The 13,038-nt window shown below is 34.6% G+C and carries 5 protein-coding genes; all 5 read left to right on the top strand.

Annotated features, from left to right (window positions below):
- Window positions 1-205 precede the first annotated feature (205 nt).
- The 5 genes from TERY_RS07960 (at window position 206) to TERY_RS07940 (ending at window position 12,843) form a co-directional block, all read left to right on the top strand.
- On the top strand, window positions 206-3,478 hold the full coding sequence (locus TERY_RS07960) for a tubulin-like doman-containing protein (protein WP_011611347.1): 3,273 nt from the start codon (window positions 206-208) through the stop codon (window positions 3,476-3,478).
- 340 nt (window positions 3,479-3,818) lie between these two features.
- Window positions 3,819-5,510 carry a hypothetical protein gene (locus TERY_RS07955; RefSeq protein ID WP_011611346.1) on the top strand — a complete coding sequence of 564 codons (1,692 nt, stop codon included), beginning with the start codon at window positions 3,819-3,821 and terminating at the stop codon, window positions 5,508-5,510.
- A gap of 272 nt (window positions 5,511-5,782) precedes the next feature.
- Window positions 5,783-6,574: a hypothetical protein gene (locus TERY_RS07950; protein ID WP_011611345.1), complete on the top strand. Its 792-nt coding sequence runs from the start codon at window positions 5,783-5,785 to the stop codon at window positions 6,572-6,574.
- A gap of 647 nt (window positions 6,575-7,221) precedes the next feature.
- Window positions 7,222-10,011: a leucine--tRNA ligase gene (gene leuS, locus TERY_RS07945; protein WP_011611344.1), complete on the top strand. Its 2,790-nt coding sequence runs from the start codon at window positions 7,222-7,224 to the stop codon at window positions 10,009-10,011.
- Window positions 10,012-10,890: 879 nt separating this feature from the next.
- Window positions 10,891-12,843, top strand: a complete 1,953-nt coding sequence (locus TERY_RS07940; protein ID WP_011611343.1) for a carbamoyltransferase N-terminal domain-containing protein — start codon at window positions 10,891-10,893, stop codon at window positions 12,841-12,843.
- The last annotated feature ends 195 nt before the right edge of the window (window positions 12,844-13,038 follow it).

The following is a 13,038-nucleotide window of genomic DNA, read 5'->3' as shown; positions in this document are numbered from 1 at the left end:
CATTGAACTTTAGAAGTTTATCGAGCAAAATCTACATTTTCTATCCCATAATTGTATGGGTTGACTAATTAAAGTCGTCGTTATTGTGCTTCAAGTGCTGTAAATATTGTAATAGAATGTGGTAGAAATGAAAATGTAGAACTATGTGGTTTTATTCAAATTGCTAGTAAGCATTTAGTGGTCAATATTAAAGGAGGTAAAAACCATGATTCAATCAACTAGTCAAGAACGCCAGTCTAGAGGAATTAATCGTACTATTTGTATCGGAATAGGAGGTACTGGTAGAGATATTTTGATGCGAATTCGTAGATTAATTGTAGATAGTTATGGGGATTTAGAAAAACTGCCAATTGTGAGTTTTGTTCATATTGATACTGACAAGTCAGCTAGTCAAATATCTGGTTTAAGAACTGGCAGTACATATCATGGAGTTGACCTTAGTTTTAAGGAAGCTGAGAAAGTTAGTGCCACAATGAGTAGCAGAGATGTGGATAATTTTACTCAAGAATTAGAAAAACATTCCACTTCTGAAAGAACAGGACCTTACGACCATATTCGTCAATGGTTTCCTCCTCAACTTAATCGGAATATTAAGGCAATAGAAGAGGGTGCAAAAGGAATTAGACCAGTAGGAAGATTAGCTTTTTTTCATAACTATCGTAAGATTCAAAAAGCAATTGAAATAGCGGAAAAAAAAACTAGAGGAAATGAGGGTATTTTACTAAAAATGGGGTTAAGGGTAGATGGGGGAGTAAATATTTTTATTGTGGGTTCTCTTTGTGGAGGTACTGGCAGTGGAATGTTTTTAGATGTTGCTTATAGTTTGAGACATTCTTATGGTCAGCAAAACACTAAAATTGTTGGTTATTTAGTAATTAGTCCTGAGTTATATGGAAATAATACTAATATGAAAGCTAATACTTATGCAGCCTTAAAAGAACTAAATCATTACACTACTCCTGGTACAAAATTTGAAGCTTGTTACGATATACAAGACTTAGTAATTGTTCAATCAGAACGACCTCCTTATGATTATGCTTATTTGGTTTCTAATGAGACAACAGGAGGATATAAAATTCTTGAGCAACGTAAATTATGTAATGTTATTGCTCATAAAATTGCTTTGGATTTTTCTGGAGAATTAGCGCCTATAGTTAAAGGTATGAGAGATAATTTTTTACAAGATTTAATCCAATATGATAATCACCCTCGTCCTAATATTCAACGCTACTTAACTTTTGGTATGGCGGCTATTTATTTTCCACGGGATAAAATTGTTCAAATAGCTTTAAATCGTATTAGTTTAAATTTAGTTAATTTCTGGTTAAATGGTGAAGGTCAAAGCCCAGATTCGGTTTTATTACTGGAAAGATTTTTACTTCAATATCGCTGGCATGATGACTTGCAAAAACGAGATGGATTAAGTAGAAGATTAGCCGAATCTGTGGAAGAGTCTAATAAGAATTTTCAAAGTACAATTAATGCTTGGAGAAATAAATTAGATAGGGCAATTTCTGAGTCTCAAAATAAGGATGACCGGATAGCATTACAGCAACGATTACCGAGAGATTTTCGAGAGCAATTTAGAAAGGTTATTCCCGGAACAACTGATAGTAGTAGAGGGGTTTGGTTGACAAGGTTGCAACAAATTTGTCCGAAAATTACAGTGGAATTTCAACAAAATATTAATAGTTTTATTGTGGATTTGCTAAGTCCGAGTAATGATAATTTTTCTATTAGAAGTAGTCGGGAATGGCTAGAAGCAATGAAAAATGAACTGAATAATTATCAAAGGGATATTGAAGAAAAAATTGTAGATTTTAATGGTAGTAAGATATTAGAGGATGTAGACAGAAAATGGCAAGATGGCGAACAGATAATTGCAGATATTGAGAATAAATTTGAACTGCCTTTATTGGGAGGTAAGAATAGAGAATTTCAAGCTGAAGCTAAAAGAATAGTCAGACAAATTTGCGATTTAATTAGACATAATTTTGACTTAATAGTTTTCCAAGAAACTCTTGAAATAGTAAGAAATTTACAAAATCATGTTGAAAATATTGCTGCCCAACTAAGAGAATTTACAAACTTACTTAATAACCTTAAAAATGACTATGAAAAAGAACAAGCAAATTTAAAACAACTAGACTTTGATGAAATGAGTGGAGAAGCTATTTTTGCGGAGGAAGATATCAATAACTGTTCTCAAATTTTACTCCCTCTCGAAGAGCTAAAGTCACAATTGGTACAACTAAGTTCGGAAATTACTAAATCGTCTGAAGACGGGCAATCAATTGCAATTTTTATCAGAGAAAAAGTCAGGGAAGAAGAGCAAGTAAAAGAAGAAGTTAATCTCACAGTAGATAGGTTATTTGGAGTTCGGAGTACTAATATTGTTAATTCTGTAATTAAGCGTTTTCTACAGAACTATTCTAGGGTTGAAAGGAGCACTCGTTTGGGACAAATTATGCAGGAGGCTGAACCACTTTTACCTTTAGATTTTAATGCTATTTACTTCAGAGATAGGGATTCTAAACACAGTCAATTAATAGGATTTAAAGATACTGATGATGAAGGAGTTAAACAATTTAAAGATATTTTGGTGGGAGATTTAGGAGTTGACAATAATACTCTTAAACCAACTCAAGCGGAAGACCAAATTTTAATCGTTAAAGAATATGCAGCTTTTCCTTTGAGACTAATTACTAATCTTGAGCAAATGAGAAATTCTTACATTCGAGAAATGAATTATTCTACTTCTTTTCTCCATAATAACAATCGGATTTTCTTTGCTGATATTATTCCTCCAGATGCAGCAAAAATAGAAGAGTTAGAAGATATTTTTTATCCTTGTTTGGCTTTAGAATTAATTCAAAAAAATGGGGATGAGTTATTAGAATTTATGTATTACAATGATATGCGAGATAGTTATTACACTGCGGAGCTTAGTTCAGTTTGGAATCAAGCTTTAGAGGAATTAGCTAATCGGCAGGATATGACAGAGGCTTTGAAAAATATTCTGGATAAAGAAGTAGAAAAAATAGATAAAGAACCTCTGCTCTGGGAAAACTATTATTTACCGAAGTTGCAAAAGTTTGTTAAACAAATTGATAATTTACCGGAAGATGATCTTAATTATCCTTATAAAGATACGGTAGTTGGAACACCACCAACAACTGAAAATTCTGGAAAGGAAGGAATTATTAATCGCTTTCGCCGTCGTATACAAAAAAAAGTAAAAAATATACAATTACTTCAGTCAAAATCTACTGTAACAGAGGAAAATAAGGAGGTAATAAAGGATGAAATTATTGACGTTGATATTGATTTAGATAATTCTCCAAATTATCGCGATAAGCAACATAATTCAGGAGATGACCGGATGAAACAATTGAAGGATTTAGTAAGGATGAAAGAACAGGGATTTTTGACAGATGCAGAATTTCAGGCAGCTAAGAAAAATATATTAGGTATTTAAGTAAGATAAAGGAGCTTTAATTATGGTTGAATTATTTTAAATAATTACAAAAAAAAAGAGTCGAAAAGTTATTGCAGAATCTACTCAAAAAACATAGGAAAACAAAGTTTATTTGTTTCTATTCTGGGACATCTAAAAATTATTATACTTGTGAGGTAAAAATTATTGATTTTAGTCAACAGAAAACAATCAACAGGCAAATACTAAGAAAAAAGATAAAATATAACTGTACTTCACTAAACTAAGAAATGCTATATTTGATGTGATTTACCACAAAATTATAATTTTTAGTGGCAAATAAAAAAAAGATTTATGGATTTAATCTAAAGGAGTTTTAATTATGGTTGAATTATTCCAGCTAATTCCATTTCCATTGCTTATCTTGAGTATAGTATTGGTAATCTTTCCCACTATATTTACTGCCATAGTGCGTATCCGACTCTACAATTATTTAATATATTTAAATGATAAAGTTAGAAGACTAATTCGCGAGATAAGTCCAGGACGAAAACCTAAAATAATTGAATATTTAGAGGCAAGATTTTCCATAGCAAGTAAAAATTTAGAAGAAGTTAATACAGCAGCATTAGTAGATGGAATTTATAGCCAAGAAAAATTTGATTTTTTAGGATTTCCATTACGATGCCATCAATGGGATTACTTTTCTCAAGCATTACCTAACCTATTAATATCCTTTGGAATATTAGGCACTTTTCTTGGAATAGTCATTAACTTATCAAGCTTAATTCAAACAATTAATCAAGTTAAAGCAACTGATATAAATAACTTAGTCGAGCAATTACAAGACCCTATCCAAGGTATGGGAATTGCTTTTATTACTAGCTTAATTGCTGTAGCTTGTAGTTCCTTATTAACAGTAATTAACCTTAAATGGAATACTAATTTGGCAAGAGAAGATTTAATCAGCTATTTAGAAGATTACCTCGATAATATTTTACAACCAAAAATAGAAGGTAATACTAGACTTGATAAGGCTGTTAACCGCATGGTAGAACAGCAAAATTACTTCTTAAATAGATTTCATCAAAATGTAACAAATGCAGTGGAATCATCCTTGGGAAAAATAGCAAGAGAAATTTCCGAAGGTAACAAAGAAGCGGCTGATATCGCTAAACAAGTTTATACAAGATTTACTGAATCTTCTGGGACAATATCTAATGCAGCAGGTAGATTTGAATCAGTTGTTAATAACTTTCAAAATATTATTGCTGATGAGATGAAACCTACAGTAAAAGAATTTAAGGAGGCATCTAAAACATTTCAACAAAGTCAATTTCCTAAAAAATTATCAGAAGCTACTCAAAATTTAGCTACCATGCAACAAAATTTTTCTAGCTCAACTTCTGCTTTACAAGAAACAGTAAACGATATTAAAGAATCATCGAATAAAAACAGTCAGACTCTAGGAAGTTTAACAGCAGAAATTATCAACTTTAATCAAAACTATCGTGAGGTATTTGAATTACATAAAATCAATCAAAAATCTCTTCAAAATATTATTCCTAAACTTAACGAAGGAGCAAATAATTTTAAGTCGGCTTCCCAAATAATTCAAAGCCTACAGAATGAGATTAAGGTTAGAGAAGAAAGTCTGGTAAATATACAATCAGAGCTAGCTAATATTGTAAAAACATTGAAAGCAAATTCCCAAGAAGTCAATACAGAAATTCAAAATTTTGGTAACAAGCTAATTGATAACGTAGCCCAAAAAGTAGATATTAATAACCAGGAAATTCAGAAGGTATTGGAAAAATTTCAGGTATCTATTACAAGTTTAGATAATTTAGGCGATCGCTTGACTAATACTTTAGTTGAACAGGTAGGTAACAATAGTCAAGAAATTAGGACACTTAGAGGAAAAATTGAAGAATCTGTAGATTATCTGAGTCAGATAAAAAACAAGTTTGAAAAGTTAGAATCAAACTTACAATTGCAATTCCAATCTTCAAGTAATACTACTGAATTTAAAGACTCTCAATTAGAAGCAAATTCCAGGAGAAAGTCTATTTAGAAATTGGGATAAAATATGAACCACAAATATTGGCGCTTTAGTATCCCACTGAAATGCTCCTATGGAAGAATTCTGGAAGTTAATAAGTCCTCATTACTTAATACTATTAAATATCAGAGTCAATCTAATACTAAGTTTAGAGTGGGTAAAGATTTGCTCACTCTATGAAACTATAATATGGTTATAATTTTGGTAAATACCCATAGGTTTTAAACCACTATTTAATTACCAAAACTTTTTGATTTTTTCAGATCAATAAAGAAGTAAAAATTATGAGTCGCCGTTTACGATATTCAAGGTTAAATCAAGCTCTCAATGTCTGGCAATCTTTTACAGATGTGATGTCGAGCGCTTTTATGATTTTGAGCTTATTTTTGTTCCTAGCATTACTTAAATCAGGAGTTGTAAATTCAGATATTTCCAGAGTCAATACTGAACTTAAATTAGTAAAAATAGAGAATAAAAAATTGCAGGATAAAGTCAAAGAAAAAGACAAAGAAATACAGGAAAAATCTGAAAAGATAAAGCAACAAGAAAAGACTATCAAGAGAAAAAATGAAGAAATTTCTAGCTTAACATCCCAACCACCAATTGAAATTACAGAAGTATCTAATCGTAAATTTCCATCAGGTAGTGCCGAATTGTCTGATGGGTTAGTTAATTTTATTGAGAACAATTTAGTGAAGCAAATCGAAAATTATGCTCAAGGGAAAGAAGGTTATATCGTACAAGTAATTGGTCATACTGATGGCCAAAAAAATAATCGTTTTCAAGTAAGTAATTTAGATAATCTTTTAGAAGAAGTTGCTCGTGTTAATAACAATATAAATATTAGTAATCTCACCCCAAGTTCTAATGCAGATTTAGGTTTAATGCGAGCTTTAGCAGTAGTAAAAGAACTTGAAAAAAACCCTCGTTTAAAGCAACTAGAATTAAAATTCCGAGCTTATTCAGCAGCACAACTTTATCTACCTTCAGGAGAATATGCGGGAGTACAGCGCTATCCAGATCCTCAGAGAAGGCGTATAGAAATTCGTTTCAGTCCTCCTGCTGACAAAAAATAGATCTCGTGAACTTGAAATCATAGTATTTGAATAAATTTTTGCTACAATTCGAGGATTATTTTACCAAAAAATGAGATATAAAGCCTACCCTTTTAAAGGGATAAAAAAATATTAAATTGAGTATTTTAAACCAGAGAATTTAGTCAGAGCTAATAACAACTGATAACTGAAATTACTCCCATCTCCATACTATTAACTATTTTAATTTTAACCGTACTAAAAATTCTTGATATTCGACTTTTTATCAACTTTTTTATAACCCCAAATGCACTTGTTGTAAATATCTAAAATTAAAGTTGACACCCATAACTATAAACCAGGAATAGTCTTATATATACATTGATAAAATTACAGTTCAGCTATGTCACCTAAAAATAATTTTTTTATTTTTCAACAAGTTATCAGATAATTTTTAGAGCAACTATATCATAAATTCTAGAGGCAAAATATATCAGAAACTCACTACAATTTTTCCCAACTGCTGAAGCCCCCAACAATTTTGATCAAAACTAACAGAATTAATAAGATTTTTCCAAGTTATATATTACATTTGTATTGCAGTATAATCATAAATCCTCATAGTCGAAGAATATGTCAAAATAATTAATAAAACAACACTACTGAAGATAATTACGGAGAAAAAAACAGTGGACTCCAAATATAACCCTGTATCCATTGAACAAAAGTGGCAAAAAAACTGGGCTGAACAAAACCAAGATCAAACTCCTATAAACAATAACCAGCCTAAATTCTATGCTCTATCCATGTTCCCCTACCCATCCGGGAACTTACACATGGGTCATGTTCGTAACTATACTATTACCGACGTCATTGCCCGACTCAAACGGATGCAAGGTTATCGTGTCCTGCACCCCATGGGTTGGGACGCTTTTGGACTCCCCGCAGAAAACGCAGCTATTGACCGGGGTATCCCACCCGCCAAATGGACTCTGGAAAATATTGCCCAAATGAAAGAACAACTAAGACGTTTGGGTTTTTCCATCGACTGGGATAAAGAAGTCGCTACTTGCACCCCCGAATACTACCGTTGGACTCAATGGATATTCCTGCAATTTTTCCAAGCTGGTCTGGCCTATCAAAAAGAATCTGCAGTTAACTGGGACCCTATCGACCAAACTGTACTGGCCAATGAACAAGTAGATGGAGAAGGCCGTTCCTGGCGTTCTGGAGCCAAAGTCGAACGTAAAATGTTACGTCAATGGTTCTTCAAAATTACTGATTATGCTGAACAACTCCTCAATGATTTGGATAAATTGCCTGGTTGGCCGGAACGAGTTAAACTCATGCAGGCAAACTGGATCGGAAAATCTGTTGGAGCTTATCTGGAATTTCCCATAGTGGGGATGGATCAAAAAATCGGAGTCTTCACGACTAGACCCGATACTGTCTATGGGGTTAGTTATGTTGTTTTAGCTCCCGAACACCCTTTGACAGCAAAAGTCACAACCCCAGAACAACAAATTACTGTGGAAACTTTCATTAAAGAAGTAGCTGCTGAAAGTGAATTAGAACGTACCGCCGAAGATAAACCCAAGCGTGGTGTTCCTACTGGAGGTAAAGCTATCAACCCATTCAATAATCAGGAAGTTCCCATCTGGATCGCTGACTATGTACTCTATGAATATGGTACAGGGGCTGTTATGGGAGTACCTGCTCATGATGTCCGCGACTTCCAGTTTGCCAAACAATATAATTTACCCATTAAAACTGTAATTGTGCCTGATGACTCCAATGATGATCATAAACTAACAGAAGCTTATACTGATGTTGGGGTTATGGTTAATTCCGGTCCGTTTAATGGAGAAAAATCTACTGTTGCTAAAAAAGCAATTATTGAACTTGCTGAAGATGAAGGTTATGGCAAAGGTCGCGTACAATATCGTTTGCGAGATTGGTTGATTTCTAGACAACGTTACTGGGGCGCACCAATACCTATTATTCACTGTCCAAAATGTGGTGCTGTACCTGTGCCAGATGAAGATTTGCCTGTAAAGTTGCCCGAAAGTGTTGAATTTTCTGGTCGTGGTCCGTCACCCTTGGCAAAATTGGAAGATTGGGTAAATGTTTCTTGCCCTAGTTGTGGTACTCCAGCAAAACGAGAAACTGATACTATGGATACTTTTATTGATTCGTCCTGGTATTACTTGCGTTATCCAGATGCGACAAATGAAGAACAGGTGTTTGACTCGAAAATTGTTAATGACTGGTTGCCTGTAGATCAATATGTGGGAGGTATTGAACACGCGATTTTACATTTGTTGTATTCGCGATTTTTTACTAAGGTTTTGCGCGATCGGGGTTTGTGTGATTTTGACGAACCTTTCCAAAATTTGTTGACTCAAGGAATGGTGCAAGGTGTTACTTACAAAAACCCGGTGACTGGTAAATATATTCCATTTGCCGATGTTAACCCGCAAGAACCAAAAGACCCAAAAACTGGGGATAAATTGGAAGTCTTCTTTGAGAAGATGTCTAAATCTAAATATAATGGTGTGGATCCAATGGATGTGATGGCAACATATGGTGCGGATACGGCGCGGATGTTTATTTTGTTTAAAGCACCACCGGAAAAAGATTTAGAGTGGGATGATGCTGATGTACAAGGGCAGTTTCGTTTCCTGAACAGAGTGTGGTCAATGGTGATGGAATTTTTGGCAAATCATAGTTTTAGTGAGTTGAAGGCAAAACACCATGGTATTACTCAAGCCGACTTGAAAGATTTGGGTTGGTCTCGGTATTTGATCACTGAAATCACTAAAAATATTTCTGCGTTTAAACTTAGAAATGTGGTGAAAGTTTATCCTGTTGAGGATGTGTTGGTAGCAATAGAAGCTAAGTTCAATTATTCTGAAACTCAACAAGAGACTAAGGATGATTTGCAGAAAGTTTTGACTTGGATCAAAAGTAGGTTTGGTGGGGAGTTAACTAAAGCAGAGAAAGATGTGCGACGTGCGGTGCATAATGCTATCAAGGAAGTAACGGAAGATTTAGATGGAGATTATCAATTTAATACTGCTGTTTCTGAGATGATGAAATTGAGTAATGCTCTCGGTGACGCTAGTTGCAAAGATTCTCCTATTTATGCTGAAGCTTTGGAAACTTTGCTATTGTTGTTGGCACCGTTTGCACCACATATAACTGAGGAATTATGGCAAATTGCTGGTAATTTTGGTTCAGTACATACTCATGCTTGGCCAAAATTTGACCCGGAAGCTTTGGTGGTAGATGAAATTACTTTAGTAATTCAGATTAAGGGTAAGACTAGGGGAACTATTCAGGTGCCAGCGCAAGCAGATAAGGAAACTTTGGAAAAGTTGGCACGGGAGTCAGACATAGCACAGCGTCATTTGGCTGGTAAGGAAATTAAGAAAGTGATTGTAGTTCCGAGAAAGTTGGTTAATTTTGTGGTTATTTAATACTAACTGTTAATATTATAGCAGTTTTCATTTTTCAACAATACAGAGGTTTTGGCTTCAAGGCACTTATGCACTCATGCAGAGGACAGAAGTTTTGTATGTTAGAAAAGTGAAAACCGCTTACAGGTCAGTAACAAATGTTTAACAGAAAGTAAATATTAAAGTGCTACCAAAAATACTCTCATTAGGTCTAGCTTTGTCTAGTTATTTAATTAAAGAAGTGATTTTTTCGCTAATTATCTTTCTGTTTTACCGTCAGATAGATTTTATCTCACCAACTTTTCCCATTATTATCCTCCTGCTGGGTTATATTGCACTATTTTAGCTGAAACAGTCCACTACTAGACTAAGTCAACTAAAATGGTGCATAATAACGGATTAATAAATACCTTTAAAAGATTAAATTTTAGCCATAAATACCTAGCTTACTTATGTAGGCAAAGTTCCTGCCTTTACTAGCTTTTGTTAAAATAGGTCACTATATCTATATATTTAGACTTGTTGGGAATTAAGCAAAAAAAAGCTAAAATAATTATTCGTCGAGGTTTATAGTACTTTTTAGAATTAAAATCCTCAAAACTATTAAGAGTAAGCTTTTGAGAATTTAATTTTTTTAAAAACTAAATTACTATATTATAAATTAAATTTCAAATTTTGTCAAAAGATTAGACGAATTTTAGAGAAAACCCTTTTAAAGGTCTATAAATATATATAAGTAACCTTAAAAATGTTTATTAAGGTTTTTGGTTAACTATTACTCGTCAAAATTTTTCACCGTAGTCTAGATGACTATGCTGTGATGAACTATAATCTGAGGATATTTAACTAAATATTGGCCAAAACTAGATTAAAGCCATGAGAGGAGAAAACTTATAGACTATGAACATCCTAGGAATTTCAGCTTATTACCACGATAGTGCAGCAGCTCTCGTATGTGACGGAAAAATTATCGCCGCCGCCCAAGAAGAAAGATTTTCTCGTAAAAAACATGATCCCAGATTTCCCCAAAATGCTATTTCCTATTGTCTGAAAGAAGCCAACATAGAATTACTGGACTTAGACCAAATAGTTTTTTACGACAAACCTTTAGTTAAATTCGAGCGACTTCTGGAAACTTACCTCAGCTATGCTCCTAAAGGCTTTCGGTCTTTTCTCATGGCAATGCCGATCTGGTTAAAAGAAAAATTATATTTAAAAACCCTTTTAAAAAAAGAATTAGCTACATTGGGTCAGTGTAAAGCATCCCATATCCCCAAACTGATGTTTACCGAACATCATCAAGCTCATGCAGCTTCAGCTTTTTTCCCCAGTCCCTTTGACCGTGCTGCGGTAATGTGTCTGGATGGAGTGGGTGAGTGGGCGACTACTTCAGTTTGGTTGGGAGAAGGAAATAAACTTACTCCCCAGTGGGAAATTGATTTTCCTCACTCTTTAGGTTTACTCTACTCAGCTTTTACTTATTACACAGGCTTCAAAGTCAATTCTGGGGAATACAAACTTATGGGTTTAGCTCCTTATGGAGAACCTAATTATGTAGACTTAATTTTAAATAACCTTATAGATTTAAAAGCTGATGGTACTTTCCGGTTGAATATGGAATATTTCAATTACACAACCGGGTTGACTATGACTAATGAGAAGTTTGATAAATTGTTTGGCGGGTCTCCTCGAAAAGCTGAAACTAAAATTAGTCAACGAGAAATGGATATTGCTGCTTCTATTCAGAGAGTAACTGAGGAGGTGGTATTACGTCTGAGTCGAACGGTGCAAAAAGAACTTGATACTGACTATCTTTGTTTGGCAGGGGGAGTTGCTCTTAATTGTGTAGCGAATGGTAAAGTTCTACGGGAAGGTATTTTTAAGGATATTTGGATTCAACCTGCAGCGGGAGATGCTGGTGGTGCCTTAGGTGCTGCTTTGGCTGTTTGGTACGAATACCATGACCAACCGCGGGTAATAGAAAAGCTTGATAGTAGGAAGGTTCCTAGGAATATTTCTAAGGAATACAATGTTTCTGCTTCTGTGGAGTCTAGAAATTCTGCTGTTTCTGTGGCAAAACGTCTTGTTTGTAGTGCTCCTAATGACATGATGCAGGGTGCTTATCTCGGACCTAAGTTTGAAGATGAGGAGATTCGGGAATATCTTGATGCTATTCAGGCAAAATATGAATATTTGCCAGATACAGAGTTAATGCCTCGGTTGGCAAAAATTTTGGATAATGGCAATGTGGTGGGATGGTTTCAAGGTCGGATGGAGTTCGGACCTCGCGCTTTGGGTGGGCGGTCTATTATTGGAGACCCTCGAAATACTAAGATGCAGTCGGTGATGAATTTGAAGATTAAGTATCGGGAGTCTTTTCGACCTTTTGCTCCTTCGGTTTTGGCGGAACGAGTTTCGGATTATTTTGATATTGAACATTCTAGTCCTTATATGTTGTTGGTAGCTCCGGTGCAGGAGGGTTTGTTAATTCCTATGACTGAGGACCAAAGGCAGTTGTTTGGTATTGAGAAGTTGAATGTGCCACGCTCGGAAATTCCGGCTATTACTCATGTTGATTATTCGGCGAGAATTCAAACTATTCATCAGGAAACTAATCCTCGTTATCATGATTTGATTAGTCATTTTGAAAAGCTCACGGGATGTGGGGTAATTGTGAATACTTCTTTTAATGTGCGGGGTGAACCAATTGTTTGTACTCCGGAGGATGCTTATCGGTGTTTTATGCGGACTGAGATGGATTATTTGGTGGTGGAGAATTTTTTGATGGCTAAAACGGATCAAATTCCTTGGGAAAAGGATGAGTCTTGGAAGGAGGAGTTTGAGTTGGATTAGAAAGAATTGATTAAACGTTAATGTGGCTCAAAGCTAGAGTCCGATAGCTCTTATAATGGACTGACACAATTAATTTGTTTTCCAGGTCATCTGTAGTACTTGGACCCATACTCTAGGGCCTCTCGAAAAATTTAAACCTTGTTGAGAATAGCTAGGGTTGGATAGTACTTTCAGTCCTCTTCTATTCACAATCAA

The organism is Trichodesmium erythraeum IMS101, from assembly GCF_000014265.1.
GTDB classification, from domain to species: domain Bacteria; phylum Cyanobacteriota; class Cyanobacteriia; order Cyanobacteriales; family Microcoleaceae; genus Trichodesmium; species Trichodesmium erythraeum.
This window is presented reverse-complemented; position numbering and strand designations above follow the sequence as displayed.

Coding starts and splice junctions, on each gene's coding strand:
- TERY_RS07960 (WP_011611347.1), top strand. CDS start 206: ATGATTCAATCAACTAGTCAAGAACGCCAGTCTAGAGGAATTAATCGT.
- TERY_RS07940 (WP_011611343.1), top strand. CDS start 10,891: ATGAACATCCTAGGAATTTCAGCTTATTACCACGATAGTGCAGCAGCT.
- TERY_RS07950 (WP_011611345.1), top strand. CDS start 5,783: ATGAGTCGCCGTTTACGATATTCAAGGTTAAATCAAGCTCTCAATGTC.
- TERY_RS07955 (WP_011611346.1), top strand. CDS start 3,819: ATGGTTGAATTATTCCAGCTAATTCCATTTCCATTGCTTATCTTGAGT.